General features: G+C 64.2%; 13 protein-coding genes. 6 read left to right on the top strand and 7 right to left on the bottom strand.

The features are described 5' to 3' along the window. Positions 1-115: 115 nt before the first annotated feature. The 4 genes from LMTR21_RS02725 to LMTR21_RS02710 form a co-directional block, all read right to left on the bottom strand. Positions 116-1,615, bottom strand: coding sequence for a phosphomannomutase/phosphoglucomutase (locus LMTR21_RS02725; RefSeq protein WP_065751780.1), 1,500 nt, complete (start codon positions 1,613-1,615; stop codon positions 116-118). Positions 1,616-1,733: 118 nt separating this feature from the next. Then, a complete protein-coding gene (locus tag LMTR21_RS02720) occupies positions 1,734-2,255 on the bottom strand; it encodes a TIGR02281 family clan AA aspartic protease (RefSeq protein WP_065751779.1) in 522 nt (173 codons plus the stop codon). 256 nt (positions 2,256-2,511) lie between these two features. Further along, positions 2,512-4,989, bottom strand: coding sequence for an ATP-dependent helicase HrpB (gene hrpB / locus LMTR21_RS02715; RefSeq protein WP_065751821.1), 2,478 nt, complete (start codon positions 4,987-4,989; stop codon positions 2,512-2,514). 122 nt (positions 4,990-5,111) lie between these two features. Then, a complete protein-coding gene (locus LMTR21_RS02710; protein ID WP_065751778.1) occupies positions 5,112-6,428 on the bottom strand; it encodes a UDP-glucose dehydrogenase family protein in 1,317 nt (438 codons plus the stop codon). A gap of 175 nt (positions 6,429-6,603) precedes the next feature. On the opposite strand from LMTR21_RS02710, the gene LMTR21_RS02705 reads away from it, so the two are divergent. From LMTR21_RS02705 to LMTR21_RS02695, 3 genes are all read left to right on the top strand, one after another. Continuing rightward, positions 6,604-7,656 carry an acyltransferase family protein gene (locus tag LMTR21_RS02705; RefSeq protein ID WP_065751777.1) on the top strand — a complete coding sequence of 351 codons (1,053 nt, stop codon included), beginning with the start codon at positions 6,604-6,606 and terminating at the stop codon, positions 7,654-7,656. A 210-nt stretch (positions 7,657-7,866) separates the two neighbouring features. After that, complete coding sequence (gene polA, locus LMTR21_RS02700; RefSeq protein ID WP_065751776.1) at positions 7,867-10,929, top strand: DNA polymerase I; 3,063 nt, start codon at positions 7,867-7,869, stop codon at positions 10,927-10,929. A 140-nt stretch (positions 10,930-11,069) separates the two neighbouring features. Further along, positions 11,070-11,705, top strand: a complete 636-nt coding sequence (locus LMTR21_RS02695; RefSeq protein ID WP_065751775.1) for a LysE family translocator — start codon at positions 11,070-11,072, stop codon at positions 11,703-11,705. 250 nt (positions 11,706-11,955) lie between these two features. On the opposite strand, the gene LMTR21_RS02690 is transcribed toward LMTR21_RS02695, so the two are convergent. After that, a complete protein-coding gene (locus LMTR21_RS02690; RefSeq protein ID WP_065751774.1) occupies positions 11,956-12,582 on the bottom strand; it encodes a glutathione S-transferase family protein in 627 nt (208 codons plus the stop codon). A 217-nt stretch (positions 12,583-12,799) separates the two neighbouring features. Here LMTR21_RS02690 and pyrE point away from each other — a divergent pair, with 217 nt between their 5' ends. Next, positions 12,800-13,363: an orotate phosphoribosyltransferase gene (gene pyrE, locus LMTR21_RS02685; protein ID WP_065751773.1), complete on the top strand. Its 564-nt coding sequence runs from the start codon at positions 12,800-12,802 to the stop codon at positions 13,361-13,363. Between the two features lie 263 nt (positions 13,364-13,626). Beyond that, the gene (locus LMTR21_RS02680) at positions 13,627-14,439 is read left to right on the top strand and encodes a DUF2865 domain-containing protein (protein ID WP_246175035.1); all 813 of its coding nucleotides are present in this window, start codon (positions 13,627-13,629) and stop codon (positions 14,437-14,439) included. Positions 14,440-14,556: 117 nt separating this feature from the next. On the opposite strand, the gene LMTR21_RS02675 is transcribed toward LMTR21_RS02680, so the two are convergent. Continuing rightward, entirely contained in the window at positions 14,557-14,988 is a 432-nt protein-coding gene (locus LMTR21_RS02675) for a hypothetical protein (RefSeq protein ID WP_065751771.1), read from the bottom strand. 201 nt (positions 14,989-15,189) lie between these two features. Between LMTR21_RS02675 and LMTR21_RS02670 the strand changes: the two genes are divergently transcribed. Next, complete coding sequence (locus LMTR21_RS02670) at positions 15,190-15,384, top strand: hypothetical protein (RefSeq protein ID WP_141688188.1); 195 nt, start codon at positions 15,190-15,192, stop codon at positions 15,382-15,384. A gap of 22 nt (positions 15,385-15,406) precedes the next feature. Here the strand turns inward: LMTR21_RS02670 and LMTR21_RS02665 are convergent, their stop codons facing one another. Then, positions 15,407-15,637 (bottom strand): hypothetical protein, encoded by a 231-nt coding sequence (locus LMTR21_RS02665; protein ID WP_065751769.1) that lies wholly within the window; start codon positions 15,635-15,637, stop codon positions 15,407-15,409. Between the last annotated feature and the right edge of the window lie 170 nt (positions 15,638-15,807).

Genomic DNA, 15,807 nt, shown 5'->3' with positions numbered 1-15,807 from the left:
GGCACAACTCAATTGATTCCCTATGGCGATTGAACCGAGAGGCCGCGGCGTACCGGGTCACCCGCATTCGCTAGTGATGACAAATATTGATGTGGCCAGAGTGCGCGCTACTCACTCAAATCTTCTGATTATATTCGCCGACTTCCGGATGCGTCCGCAGCACCGAATCCATCGCCTCGAACATGTCGCGCATGCGCTGTTCGGAGACCGGGCTCTCGACCACGACAACCAGCTCCGGCTTGTTGGATGAGGCGCGCACCAGGCCCCAGCTTCCGTCCTCGACGGTCACGCGCACGCCGTTGACGGTGACGAGATCGCGGATCTTCTGGCCGGCGACCGTCTCGCCCTTTTTTTGCAGCGCTTCGAAATGTTTCACCACGGCATCGGCAACACCGTACTTCACCTCGTCACCGCAATGCGGCGACATCGTCGGCGACGACCAGGTTTTCGGAATTGCATTCTTCAGGTCGGCCATCGACTTGTCCGGCGCGCGATCGAGCATTTCGCAGATCGCGATCGCGGAGACGAGACCGTCGTCATAGCCACGGCCGAACGGCTTGTTGAAGAAGAAGTGGCCGGATTTTTCGAAGCCCGCCAGCGCGCCCATCTCGTTGGTGCGGCGCTTCATGTAGGAATGGCCGGTCTTCCAGTAGGCGGTTTTTGCGCCCTGCTTTTGCAGCACCGGATCGGTCACGAACAAGCCGGTCGATTTCACGTCGACGACGAACTGCGCATCCTTGTGGATCGCCGACATGTCGCGCGCCAGCATCACGCCGACCTTGTCGGCGAAGATTTCCTCGCCGGTATTGTCGACCACGCCGCAGCGGTCTCCGTCGCCGTCGAAGCCGAGGCCGACATCGGCCTTGTGCTTGAGCACGGCGTCGCGGATCGCGTGCAGCATCTCCATGTCTTCAGGGTTCGGATTGTATTTCGGAAAGGTGTGGTCGAGCTCGGTGTCGAGCGGGATCACCTCGCAGCCGATCGCTTCCAGCACCTGCGGCGCGAACGCACCAGCAGTGCCGTTGCCACAGGCGGCCACGACCTTCAGCTTGCGCTTCAGCTTCGGACGGCTGGTGAGATCGGCGATGTAGCGCGCCGGAAAATTCTCGTGGAATTGATACGAGCCGCCGGCCTTGTTCTTGAACTCGGCATTGAGCACGATTTCCTTCAGCCGCGTCATCTCGTCGGGGCCGAAGGTGAGCGGACGGTTGGCGCCCATCTTCACGCCGGTCCAGCCATTGTCGTTATGCGAGGCCGTCACCATCGCGACGCAGGGCACGTCGAGATCGAACTGCGCGAAATAGGCCATCGGCGTTACTGCAAGCCCGATATCATGCACCTTGCAGCCGGCCGCCATCAGGCCTGATATCAGCGCGTATTTGATCGAGGCCGAATAGCCGCGGAAATCATGGCCGGTGACGATTTCCTTGGCGACGCCGAGTTCCGCGATCAGCGCGCCGAGCCCCATGCCCAGCGCCTGCACGCCCATCAGGTTGATTTCCTTCTCGAACAGCCAGCGCGCGTCATATTCGCGAAAGCCGGTCGCCTTCACCATCGGCCCGGATTCGAAGGCATAGGTATTCGGAACCAGCACGGATTTGGGCTTCGGGAACATGAAATAACCTTGTCGTGGAAAGCTAGGGGAACCGCAGCCATAGCGAATACGCAGGCCGGGCGATAGCGGGCCGGCGCGTTGTGGCGATCAATTGCGGCGGTTTGGTAGCCGGGTAACCTTACTGTTCCAGCACCAGGCGGCCGTTGGCATAGTTAAAGCGCTTCAGCTTCGACAGGAACGACATGCCGAGCAGGTTCTCCGACAGCGCTTCGTCCGGCAGCACCAGCGCGTCGACGTCCCGCACCACGATGCCGCCGAGATCGATCATCGCGAGCCGCGCGCGCGCAGCCTTGATGGTGCCGTTGGCGGTGGAGACCGTCGCGTTGTAGTCGCTGAGCGAAGGACGCAGGCCGAAGCGGGCCGCGGACTTCTCATTCAACGCCACCACCGAGGCGCCGGTGTCGACCAGGAAATTGATACGCTGGCCGTCGATGTGGCCGTCGGTCTGGAAATGGCCGCGGGCATCGCGGGGAATGTCGAGGGTGCGGCCGGAGGCGTACGCGACCGTTTGCGGCGGAGCCTTTTTCGGCGATGCGCTGGCAGGTGCCGGCGCCGGTGCCGCCGACATCTTGCCCGCCATCTGCCCCATATAGGTGCCGAGGCCGACCAGAACGGCGGCAAGGATCATCAGGTTACGCATACGCCACGCTCGCTTTGCCAGACCGCCGATATCACCATGCGAGTCGCGAAACCGCGACTAACGGCGATGGCCGGGCCTGCCATTTTGACGAAAAGGATGAGTGAAGCGTTAACGGGCGGTGCTTCACCTCTCCCCGTTCTTACGGGGAGAGGCCGGGTGAGGGGCTCTCTCCGCGGACTCGTCTCTCACTATCTTCGCGGAGAGAGCCCCTCACCCCGACCCTCTCCCCGCAAGAGCGGGGCGAGGGAGCAGCGCCTCACGTTCCGCGCGGCTTGACACGGCGGGTCGGCAGCGCGTTCGCCGGATCTTCCGGCCAGGGGTGGCGGGGATAGCGGCCGCGCAGGTCGGAGCGCACGGCGGAATAGCTGCCGCGCCAGAAGCCTGGCAGGTCGCGCGTCACCTGCACCGGGCGTTGCGCCGGCGACAGCAATTCCAGCACCAGCGGCACCGCGCCCTTGGCGATCGAGGGATGGGTGTTGAGTCCGAACAATTCCTGCAGGCGTACGGCAATCGTCGGCCCCTGCTCGGCCTCGTAGTCGATCGCCAGCATGGTGCCGGTCGGCGCCTCGAAATGCGTCGGCGCCTCGCGCTCCAGCCGCGCGCGCAATTCCCACGGCAACAGCGTCATCAGCGCATCGGAGAGATCGCCGGGCGAAAAATCCTTCAGCGAGGTCTTGTCGTAGAGCGCCGGCACCAGCCAGCTTTCGGATTCGGCTGCGAGCGCCGCATCCGACAAGTCGGGCCAACTTTCGTCCTCCGCCCTGCGCAGGAACATCACGCGATCGCGCCACTGCTTCAGCGCTTTCGACCATGGCAATTTGTCGAGGCCGGCGGCGATCAATCCGGCGGCGAAGATGCGCGCGGTCTCGGCCGACGGCGACAGCGCCATCGGCGCTTCCGACAGCGTGATCGCGTGCAGCGTCCGCTTGCGGCGGGCGCGCAGCGCCATCGCGCTGCGATCGAACGAGATCTCATCCGCATTCTCGATCTGGTCGGCGAAGCGCGTTTCGATATCGGCTTGCGCAATCGGCGCGGCAAGGAGGATGCGTCCCTGCGCTGCCGTTCCGGTCAGTTCACCCACGGCGATATAGGGCGTGCGAGCCAGCGACGAGGCCTGCTCGACAGCGGCGCCGCGACCATTGGCGAGCACAAAACTGCCGTTGCCGCGATTGCGCGCGACGCGATCGGGAAAGGCCAGCGCGAGCATGATGCCGGTGGACGGCGAGGCGTCCTCTTCGGGCGTCCCCTCTGTCGCCACCACCTGTTGCGCCCAGCGCTGCGCCAGGCTGCGCGCGCTGGACGCGCGGGGCGAACGGTCGCGACGAAACTGCTCGAGCCTGACATCGAGATCGACGCTGTCACCGCCGAGGCCGCGCTCGGTCAGAACAGCCGCGATTTCGGCCGCCTCCTCCCCTGCGCCCAGCCGGTGCGAATCCACGATCATGCGCGCCAGCCGCGGCGGCAGCGCCAGCGCCCGCAGGCTGTGGCCTTCCGCCGTGATCCGGCCGTCCGGATCGAGCGCGCCGAGCTCGTGCAGCAGGCTATTGGCTTCCTTCAGCGCCGGCGCCGGCGGAGGATCGAGAAACGCCAATGTACTGGGATCGCGGACGCCCCATTGCGCGAGATCGAGCACCAGCGAGGACAGATCGGCCGAGAGAATTTCGGGCTGCGTATAGGCGGCAAGCGAGGCCGTCTGCGGCTCGTCCCACAGCCGGTAGCAGACGCCGGGCTCGGTACGGCCGGCGCGGCCACGGCGCTGATCGACCGCGGCGCGCGAGGCGCGCACGGTTTCCAGGCGCGTCAGGCCGATGTCAGGCTCATATCGCGGCACCCGCGCCAGGCCGGAATCGACGACGATGCGCACACCCTCGATGGTCAGTGAAGTCTCGGCAATGGAAGTTGCCAGCACGACCTTGCGGCTTCCCTTCGGCGCCGGCGCGATGGCGCGGTCCTGTACGGCCGCATCGAGCGCGCCGAACAGCGGCACGATTTCCACGCTCGCATCATGGACCCGTTCGGCGAGAAAATTCTGCGTGCGGCGGATTTCGGCCGCGCCCGGCAGAAACGCCAGCACCGAACCGGGATCGGCGCGCAGCGCGGTTGCGATCGCATCCGCCATCTGCCGCTCGATCGGCGCATCCACCTTGCGGCCGAGATAGCGCGTCTCGACCGGAAAGGCGCGGCCTTCGCTCGCAACGACAGGCGCATCGCCGAGCAGTTTGCCGACACGCGCGCCGTCGAGGGTTGCCGACATCACGAGGATACGTAGATCCTCGCGCAAGCCGGTTTGCGCGTCGCGGGCGAGCGCTAAGCCCAGATCGGCGTCGAGCGACCGCTCATGGAATTCGTCGAATAGCACCGCGGCGACGCCGTTCAACTCGGGATCGTCGAGAATCTGCCGCGAGAAGATTCCCTCGGTGACGACCTCGATCCGGGTCGCGCGCGAGATCTTCGAGCCGAAGCGGACGCGATAGCCGACGGTCTCCCCTGCCCGCTCGCCGAGCGTCCGCGCCATCCGCTCGGCGCTGGCGCGCGCCGCGATCCGCCGCGGCTCCAGCATGATGATCTTCTTGTTCTTCAGCCACGGTGCATCGAGCAGCGCGAGCGGCACCCGCGTGGTTTTGCCGGCGCCGGGAGGCGCCACCAGCACCGCGGTGTTGTTGGCCGCGAGCGCGCGATCGAGCTCGTCGAGCACCACGTCGATCGGGAGAGGGGTGTCGAAAGTGCGGGGCAACGGTCTCACCAGCTCGTCATGCCCGGGCTTGTCCCGGGCATCCACGTCTTTTGTGCCCAACAGAGAACAAGACGTGGATGGCCGGGACAAGCCCGGCCATGACGAAAATTACCATCGTGCGCCTACACCAGCGGCTCGGACGCCCGCCCGACGCTCTCGTAGGTAAAGCCGTGCGCGGCCATGTCCTCGGGACGGTAGATATTGCGCAGGTCGACCACGACCGGCTGCGCCATCGCGCCCTTGATTCGATCCAGATCGAGCGCGCGGTATTGCACCCATTCGGTGACGATCACCATCGCGTCCGCCCCCTTCACGCACTCATAGGGATCGTCGCAATACGCGATCTCGGGCAGTTCCTTCTTCGCCTGCTCCATGCCGACCGGATCGTGCGCGCGCACTTTCGCGCCCATGTCGAGCAGGCCGGTGACCAGCGGAATCGACGGCGCCTCGCGCATGTCGTCGGTGTCGGGCTTGAAGGTGAGGCCGAGCACCGCGACCGTCTTGCCGCGCAAGTTGCCGGCGGCATTCGACACCTTGCGCGCCATCGCCCGCTTTCGGATGTCGTTGACGCCGAGCACCGCCTCGACGATGCGCAATTGCACGTCGTGATCCTGCGCGATCTTGACCAGCGCGCGGGTATCCTTCGGAAAGCAGGAGCCGCCGAAGCCCGGACCGGCGTGCAGGAATTTCGGGCCGATACGGTTGTCGAGGCCGATGCCGCGCGCGACCTGCTGGACGTCGGCGCCGACCTTTTCGGAGAGATCGGCAATCTCGTTGATGAAGGTGATCTTGGTGGCGAGAAATGCGTTCGCCGCGTATTTGATCAGCTCAGCCGTGCGCCGCGCCGTATACATCACCGGCGCCTGGTTCAGCGACAGCGGCCGGTAGACGTCGCCGAGCACCTTGCGCCCGCGTTCGTCGTCGGTGCCGACCACGATCCGGTCGGGGAATTTGAAGTCGCGGATCGCCGCGCCCTCGCGCAGGAACTCCGGATTGGAGGCGACCACCACATCGGCCGACGGATTGGCTTCGCGGATCAGGCGCTCAACCTCATCACCGGTGCCGACCGGCACGGTCGATTTCGTCACCACCACCGTAAAGCCCGACAGCACCGCGGCGATCTCGCGCGCGGCGCTGTAGACGTAAGTCAGGTCGGCATGGCCATCGCCGCGCCGCGACGGCGTGCCGACCGCGATGAACACAGCGTCGGCTTCCGCGACCGGCGCGGTCAGGTCGGTGGTGAAGTCCAGCCGCTTGGCCTTGACGTTGGAGGCGACAAGTTCATCGAGCCCGGGTTCGAAGATCGGGATTTCACCTCGGCGCAGGGCTTCGATCTTGCCGGCATCCTTGTCGACGCAGGTGACCTGGTGGCCGAAGTCGGCAAAGCAGGCGCCGGATACCAGCCCCACATAGCCCGTGCCAATCATGGCGATTCGCATGAAAACAACCCGTATGGTTAACGCCAATCCCGATTTTGTCGGCGTCTTAGAGCATTTTTCGTCCAAGGGGAAATCGGAAAAAACGAGGTAAGTCGGCATGTCATTTGTATGAATAAAGGAGAAAGCAACGGATCGGGCCGAAGATGCGGCCACGTCGCGCCGAAAAGGAACACCGATGACCTTAAACGGTACATCCGCCGTCACCGAACGCTCCACCCGCATCGACTGGGTGGACTATGCCAAGGGCATCTGCATCGTCATGGTGGTGATGATGCATTCGGTGCTGGGCGTGGAAAAGGCCGCCGGCGACACCGGTTTCATGCATGCCTTCGTGATGTTTGCAAAACCGTTCCGGATGCCGGATTTCTTTCTGATTTCGGGCCTGTTCCTGGCGGTCGTGATCGATCGCGACTGGCGCACTTATCTCGACCGCAAAGTCGTGCATTTCGCCTATTTCTATCTGTTGTGGGTGGCGATTCAGTTCGGTTTCAAGGCCCCTGGCTTCGCCGCGGAAGGCGGCTGGCAGCATGTTGGCATGCTGTATCTGCAAACCTTCATCGAGCCGTTCGGCACGCTCTGGTTCATTTATCTGCTGCCGGTGTTCTTCGTCGTCACAAAACTGTCACGCAAGCTCCCATCAGCCGCGATCTGGATCGTAGCCGCGGCGCTGGAGATGGCGCATGTCGCGACCGGCTGGACCGTGATCGACGAATTCTGCGGACGTTTCGTCTATTTCTATTCCGGCTATCTGTTTGCTTCTTACGTGTTCGCACTCTCGGATCGTTCGCGAGAGAAGCCCGTGCTGGCGCTCGCCGGCCTCGCGCTGTGGGCGATCGTCAACGGCGTGCTGGTCGCATCCGGCGTTGACGAATGGCCGCTGGTTTCGCTCGCGCTCGGATTTGCGGGCGCATGCGCCATCATCGTCATGGGCACGCTGCTGGCACGGATACAGTGGCTGAACTTCCTGCGCTATTGTGGCGGGCATTCCATCGTCATCTATCTCGCCTTCTTCCTGCCGATGGCCGTGACCCGGACGCTGCTGCTCAAGACCGGCCTGATCGCCGATATCGGGACGGTTTCCCTGATCGTGACCGTCGCCGGTGTCGCGGGAGCGATTCTGATCTGGCGGCTGGCGCTGCTGGTCCGCGCCGATTTCCTGTTCGAGCGGCCGGCCGCATTCTGGATCGCACCGAAAAAGGCCCGGCCCGCGCTGCAGCCGGCGGAGTAGGCTGCTCGACACACCCTTGCTGTCATCGCCCGGCTCGACCGGGCGACCCAGTACGCCGGGCCATCTCAGTTGAACATGACCGCCTCGGCGTACTGGATCACCCGCTTTCGCGGGTGACGACGAGGTGTGTGGTGATGACGGGGTGTGTATTGGGCTCAAAAACCGTCCCACAAGGCTGTCAATCCGCGCAAAAATCCCTAAATTTCGGCCATGCCGAAATCAGCCCCCAAAGCCGCCGCCAAGCCCGCACCCGCCAAAACCCCTGCCAAGGCACAAGCCAAAAATCCGGGCAAGGGCGACCATGTCTTTTTGGTCGACGGTTCCTCCTACATTTTCCGCGCCTATCACGCGCTGCCGCCCCTGAACCGCAAGTCTGACGGGCTGCAGGTCAATGCCGTGCTCGGCTTCTGCAACATGCTGTGGAAGCTGTTGCGCGACATGCCGGAGGATGACCGGCCTACCCACCTCGCAATCGTGTTCGACAAATCCGAGATCACGTTCCGCAACAAGCTCTATCCCGACTACAAGGCGCACCGGCCGCCGGCGCCCGACGATCTGATCCCGCAATTCGCGCTGATCCGCGAAGCCGTGCGCGCGTTCGACCTGCCGTGCCTGGAGCAAATTGGCTTTGAAGCCGACGATCTGATCGCGACCTATGCGCGGCTGGCCGGCGAGCGCGGTGCGACCACGACCATCGTTTCCTCCGACAAGGATCTGATGCAGCTCGTGACCGACAAGGTCACGATGTATGACACCATGAAGGACCGCCGCATCGGTATTCCCGAAGTGATCGAAAAGTTCGGCGTGCCGCCGGAGAAAGTGGTCGAGGTGCAGGCCCTGGCGGGCGACTCCACCGACAACGTACCGGGCGTGCCCGGCATCGGCGTCAAGACCGCCGCCCAACTGATCGTGGAATATGGCGATCTGGAGCAGTTGCTGTTCCGCGCCGGCGAAATCAAGCAGCCGAAGCGGCGCGAGGCCCTGATCGAGAATGCCGAGAAGGCGCGGATTTCGCGACAGTTGGTGCTGCTCGACGACAAGGTCGACCTCGAAGTGCCGCTCGACGACCTCTTGGTCCAAGAGCCCGACGCGCGCAGGCTGATCGCGTTCCTCAAGGCGATGGAATTCTCCACCCTCACCCGCCGCGTCGCCGAATATTCGCAGGTCGATCCGGCCGACATCGAGCCGGACGCAGGCAACAAGAGCGGCGCCAGTGTCTTCGCGGTGCCGCCATCAGGCAAGAAGCCGGAAGGCTATGCCGAAGGCGCGACGCTGTTCGACGCCCCCGGCGCCTCTCCCGCGAGCACGGGAAAAACGGCGCCGGACAAGGGCGCCGACAAGCAAGACAAGGCCGCGAGCCACAAGGGCGCGCCGGTCTCGCTCGCCGCCGTGCGCGCCGAGGCGTTGCGAAAACTGCCGGTCGACCGCGGCAAGTACCAAACCATCGGCAGCCTCGATGCGCTCAAGGCCTGGATTGCGCGCGCCTACGATGTCGGCACATTTGCGATCGACGCCAAGGCGAACTCCGACGATCCGATGCAGGCCGACATCTGCGGCATCGCGCTGGCGCTGGCGCCGAACGATGCCTGCTACGTGCCGCTCGCCCACAAGCAGCCCGGCGGCGGCGCGGGCCTGTTCGATGCCGGATTGGCGCCGGACCAGATCAAGGCCGGCGACGCGCTGGCGGCGCTGAATCCGCTATTGGAATCCGCAGGCATTCTCAAGATCGGCTTCAACATCAAGTTCAACGCCGTGATGCTGGCGCAGCACGGCATCACCCTGCGCAATGTCGACGATGCGCAGTTGATGTCGTACGCGCTCGATGCCGGGCGCAACTCGCACGCGCTGGAGTCGCTCACTGAGCGCTGGTTCGGCCATGCCGTCATCAGCCATGGCGAACTCGTCGGCAGCGGCAAGAACAAGCTGACCTTCGATCAGGTCGCGATCGACAAGGCGACCGCCTATTCGGCCGAGAGCGCCGACATGATCCTGCGCATGCATCGCGTGCTGAGGCCGCGGCTCGCCGCCGAGCACATGACGACGGTCTATGAGACGCTGGAGCGGCCGCTGGTGACCGTGCTGGCGCGGATGGAGCGGCGCGGCATCTCCATTGATCGCCAGGTGCTGTCGCGGCTGTCGGGCGATTTCGCCCAGACCGCGGCGCGGGTCGAGGCCGAGCTGCAGGAGATCGCCGGCGAGCCGATCAATGTCGGCAGCCCCAAGCAGATCGGCGACATCATCTTCGGCAAGATGGGCATACCCGGCGGCACCAAGACCAAGACCGGCGCGTGGTCCACCTCGGCGCAGATCCTCGACGAGCTCGCCGAACAGGGCCACGAATTCCCGAAGAAGATCCTGGAATGGCGGCAGGTGTCGAAACTGAAATCGACCTACACCGACGCGCTGCCGGAATACGTCCATCCGCAGACCCATCGCGTGCACACGACCTACGCGCTGGCCGCGACCACCACGGGGCGCTTGTCATCGAACGAGCCGAACCTGCAGAACATCCCGGTCCGTACCGAGGACGGCCGCAAGATCCGCCGCGCCTTTATCGCAACGCCGGGCCACAAGCTGGTGTCGGCGGACTATTCGCAGATCGAATTGCGGCTACTGGCCGAGATCGCCGACATCCCCGTGCTGAAGCGGGCGTTCCGCGACGGGCTCGACATTCACGCCATGACGGCGTCCGAGATGTTCGGCGTGCCGATCAAGGACATGCCGGGCGAAGTGCGCCGCCGCGCCAAAGCGATCAATTTCGGCATCATCTACGGCATCTCCGCTTTCGGGCTTGCGAACCAGCTCGGCATCGCCCGCGAGGAAGCCTCCGCCTACATCAAGAAATATTTCGAGCGCTTTCCGGGCATCCGCGCCTACATGGACGAGACGCGCGACTTCTGCCGCACCAACGGCTATGTCACGACGCTGTTCGGCCGGAAATGCCACTACCCTGACATCAAGGCCTCCAACGCCTCGGTCCGCTCCTTCAACGAGCGCGCCGCGATCAACGCGCGGCTGCAGGGCACCGCCGCCGACATCATCCGCCGCGCCATGACGCGGATGGAAGACGCGCTGGCGGAGAAGAAGCTGTCGGCACAGATGCTGCTGCAGGTGCACGACGAACTGATCTTCGAGGTGCCCGACGCAGAAGTGGCGACGACGCTGCCGGTGGTGCAGCACGTGATGCAGGACGCGCCGTTCCCGGCCGTCGTGCTGTCGGTGCCGCTGCAAGTGGACGCGCGGGCGGCGAACAATTGGGAAGAGGCGCATTGAGAGATGCCGTCATCGCCCGGTCAAGCCGGGCGATGACAGACGTGGTTGCCGACCGACAGAAATGTCCTCGGAGCAATATACGAAATGACATCGCCGGCTGGTGCGCGCTAGTAAGCGTCCATCCCTCCCGCGAGTCTCCCATGCCTCACATTGCAACGCTGCTCGGTTTTGCCCTGGTCTCGCTCGGCATGGTGCTGACGCCGGGGCCGAACATGATCTACCTGATCTCGCGCTCGATCACGCAGGGGCCCGCGGCCGGGATCGTGTCGCTCGGCGGCGTCGCACTCGGGTTTGTGTTCTACATGCTGTGCGCGGCGTTCGGCATCACGGCGCTGTTGTTCGCGGTGCCCTATGCCTATGATGCGCTGCGCTTCGCCGGCGCCGCCTATCTGCTCTGGCTGGCGTGGCAGGCGCTGAAGCCCAACGGACGCTCGCCGTTTCAGGTGAATAAGCTCGCGGTCGACGGCCCGCGCAAATTGTTCGCGATGGGATTCGTCACCAATCTGCTCAATCCGAAAATCGCGATGCTGTATCTGGCGCTGCTGCCGCAGTTCATCGATCCCGCTGTGGGCAGCGTGCTGACGCAGTCGCTGGCGCTGGGTGCGATCCAGATCGTGATCAGCGTCAGCGTCAACGCGATGATCGCGCTCGCCGCCGGATCGATCGCGATGTTCCTCGGCACGCGGCCGAGCTGGCTGTTGCTGCAGCGCTGGCTGATGGGCACCGTGCTGGCGGGGCTTGCGGTGAAGATGGCGTTCGAAGCGAAGCGGGCGTGAGGCCGCCCTCTCTCCAAGTTCACAGCTGTCATCGCCCGGCTTGCCGCCTCCGCTAAAGCTACGGCGAGCCCAAAGGGAAAGCCTCGGCGAAGCCTTGGCGTAGCCGGGACCGGGCGACCCAGTATTCCAGAGCACACGGTTGATGCCCAACTCGCGCGGCATTGACCACTTCGCTTAGTCGGAAGGCCGCGGCGTACTGGATCGCCCGGTTAAGCCGGGCGACGACAGTGAGCGGTCGGGACGGAAAGCATCAATCCAATTTCGCTTCCATGCCGCGCTTGGTCGCCGGGCGGGCCATCAGGGCGTTGTACCAGCGCTCGACATTCGGGAAATCCTTCAGCTCCACCTTGTGGCGCGGGTGGCGCCAGGCCCAGCCGAGGATGGCGAAGTCGGCCACCGACAGCGCGTCCGCCACGAATTCGCGGTCGGCCAGCCGCCGGTCGAGGACGCCATAGAGCCGGCGGGTCTCGGCCATGTAGCGCTTCAGGCCATAGGCGCGGTCGGTCTCGTTCTCCAGCGCGATGAAATGGTGCACCTGGCCGGGCATCGGCCCAAAGCCGCCCATCTGCCACATCAGCCATTCATAGACCGGGATCCGCTCGGCCAGCGGCTTCGGCAGGAACTTGCCGGTCTTTTCGCCGAGATAGAGCAGGATCGCGCCTGACTCGAAGATGCTGACTGGCTTGCCGCCGGGGCCGTCGGGATCGACGATGGCCGGGATCTTGTTGTTCGGGCTGATCTTGATGAAGCCGGGCGCCATCTGCTCGCCCTTGGTGATGTTGATCGGGATCACCTTGTAGGGCAGCCCCATTTCCTCCAGCGCGACCGAGATTTTGCGGCCGTTCGGCGTGTTCCAGGTGTGCAGTTCGATCGTCATTTACGGTTTCCCCCCAGAGGAGCCTCTAGCAAAGCTTTGACGATCCCGTAGCGCGGAACCAAAGGGTCTTACAACGGGCCTTTCCGAATGCCGTCCCTGCATTCGACGAGACCGCCGCAGGACACCATGCCCTGTTGACGGCGCTGGATCGGCGCTGGAATGTGCCGGAGAGCGCCGATAGATTGCGGCCCGCCTGAAAACCCCAGGGGAAACCGCCTTGTCCAAATCAGCCTCCCGCGCCCGCCTCGCCGAGATCATCCGCCGACGCTCGTTCGGACGCGGCGAGATCACGCTGGCCTCGGGCCGCAAGAGCGACTTCTACTTCAACCTCAAGCCGACCATGCTCGACCCCGAAGGCGCAGCGCTCTTGGCGGAACTGACCTATGAGGCGCTGAAAGACGACAATCTCGACTTCATCGGCGGGCTGGAAATGGGCGCGGTCCCACTGGCAGGCGCGATCGCGCAGCTCTCCTGGATCAAGGGCCACCCGATCGCAGCGTTTTTCGTGCGCAAGAAGCCGAAGGAGCACGGCGCGCGCCTCGCGGTGGAAGGCCTCGCCAAGGGCGAGACCCTGGAAGGCAAGCGCATCGTGATCGTCGAGGACGTCACCACGACTGGCGGCTCGGCGCTGAAGGCTGTCGAGGCCGTGCGCGACGCCGGCGGCGAGATCGTGCTGGTGCTCACCATGGTCGACCGCGAGGAAGGGGCGACCGAAGCGTTTGCCGAGGCCGGCCTCGCGTTTCGTTCGCTGTACAAAGCGGGTGAATTCTTGAAGGGATGATTGCGGTCTCTCTGCACACACAGCCGTCATGCCCGGGCTTGTCCCGGGCATCCACGTCTTAAGACTAGCGCGGTAAGAAAGACGTGCATGGCCGGGACAAGCCCGGCCATGACGCGGAAGGAGCGCGGCTCCTCGCGCATCTCCGCATTTCTTTTCGGCCCTCTCGCCGCCGGTAAAAGCTCCTTTACCATCCCCCGTTAAGGTTACTCCCGGCTGAAGCCTGTCGCGCTTCAGCGCGTTTGTTGCGTTGGGTGGAGTTGGCGTTGCGTACAGAGTTGGCTTTTTCGCGCGTGCGGCGCCGCGCGACGTTTGTGGCCGCCGCGACCCTTGTGGGCGCGCTCACGCTGACGCCCGGCAGCGTCTCCGCCGAAGGCCTGTTCGATTTCCTGTTCGGCGGCATCCAGAAGCAGCAGACGCGGCAGGCCCCTTCGCCGGCCAACTTCTTCGCCGATCCGTTCGGCAACCATCAGCCGCCCCAGGCCGCACCGGCGCCGCGCGTTGCCGGCTCCGGCGGCCCTGCGTTCTGCGTGCGTAGCTGCGACGGCAAATATTTTCCGCTGACCATGCGCGGCAATGTTTCGCCGGTTCAGACCTGCCAGGCCTTCTGCCCGGCGAGCGCGACCAAGGTGTTTTACGGCAGCAACATCGATCATGCGACCGCGAGCGGCGGCGAGCGCTATGCCGACAGCGAAAACGCCTACGCCTACCGCAAGGCGCTGAGAGCCGATTGCACCTGCAACGGCCGAAGCCCGTCCGGGCTTGCGCCGGTCGATCTCGCGCTCGACACCTCGCTCCGCTCTGGCGACGTCATCGCCACCACCGACGGTCTCGTCGCCTACACGGGCGTGCGCCTCGGTGCCGACCAGACCGCCGAGTTCACGCCCGTCGCCTCCTATCCCGGCCTCACGGCGGAGGTCCGCGCCCGGCTCGGTGAAATGAAGGTCGCACCGGTCAGCGCAGAAACGGTCGCGGCGAACGCGCCACTCCCGGAAACAAGCCGCGACGCCGATCTGCCGACGGCTTCCATCCCGAAGACGGTCAAGCCGAAAGCGGCGAAGCGGGCGGAAGTGAATTAGGGGGTAGTCATTCCGGGGCGATGCGCCAGCATCGAATTATAGTGCGCAATTGCGCACCTGAGAATCTCGAGATTCCGGATATGGTCCTTCGGACCATTCCGGAATGACCAAGACTACTCACCGCCCGACGATCACGCCGATCACGTTCGGCGCCGACAGATATTTTTCTTCGATCGCCGCACGTGCCGCGGCGCGGTTTTCCGGCGTCAGCAGGCCGCGCTTCTCGGCCAGGATCATCCAGCAATAGCCCCACCAGTCCGTCAGCATGCCCTGATCGTCGACGAGATCGTAGCCCGCTTGGGCTGCGAAGATGCGCGCCTGCGCTTCATCCAGCCCGTCGAGAAAGGCGTGGTCCTCGATCGAAAACAATTCGTCGCTGAAATCGTCCGTGGTGTAACCCCACACCGACATGCAGACGGCGTTGAACTCACGGTCGATCGCGTCGTCGTCGACGAGCTGGCGGCGCGAGGCCTGGTGCAGGCGCGACAGCGAGCGCGCGAAATCGGCGATGCGGGTGAGAGCGAACTGATCGAAGGCGATAGTGGACATGTAGTCCTCGCAAACTCGGATAGACCATAAATGTTGTGTCGGCGACGCGCCGAATCACAATGATATATCAGATACTTGCTAAAGTGTTCTTAATTTGTTCTAGCGGTTGGACAAAATATTTCCTATCAAAGGTTGTTTTTCTGCGGTTTGGGGCAAAGGATCGAGAACGATGAACGGGACGCCATTCAGATCCGGTCGCTGTTGCTGGAAGCGGCCGACGCGATCGATCGAGCGAACGCGATCGTAGTCACGCTCGACGGCGATGATCGGGCATTGCTGTCCACTGCGCTCGACGAGGTGTCATCTGCCCTACATTTCGAGCTGCTGCAGAAGCTTTATCTGCGCTACCCCGCGCTCGCCGAGGAACGCCAGGACCGAGACGGCGCCGCGGCGTGAACCGTTGAGGCCCTTCAATCCCTCACATCGCCGACAACAGCTTGTCGCCGCAATAATTGGCGTAGAACTTTCCGCCGCACTGCCGCTTCATCGCCGCACAGCGCGCGGCGGGCGAAGCGCCCTGCGCAACGCTGAACGTGCAGCTCAGGCCGTCGGCGCTCTTGTCGGCCTTGCCTGCGGCAAAGGCTGCGCTGGTCGCGCTGATGCACACTACCAATAGCGTAGCGGCGGCGATCTCGATCGTCAGTCTCATGGCAAGCCTCCGTTCTGGCGGCACGCATCTGCTTCGCGCCCACTGGCACCCGGCCACTGAAACCCCAGCGCTCCTCGGCTTCGCACCACGATTATATCACCAAAACCCGGCAGCCGATGCCGCGAAATCGGCCCGGTCCTTGCATAAAATCATGCCAGCGCAATGCACAA

This window comes from Bradyrhizobium paxllaeri (assembly GCF_001693515.2).
Classification (GTDB): Bacteria; Pseudomonadota; Alphaproteobacteria; order Rhizobiales; family Xanthobacteraceae; genus Bradyrhizobium; species Bradyrhizobium paxllaeri.
Note: the sequence above shows the minus strand (reverse complement) of the source record. Positions and strands in the feature narration are given on the sequence as shown.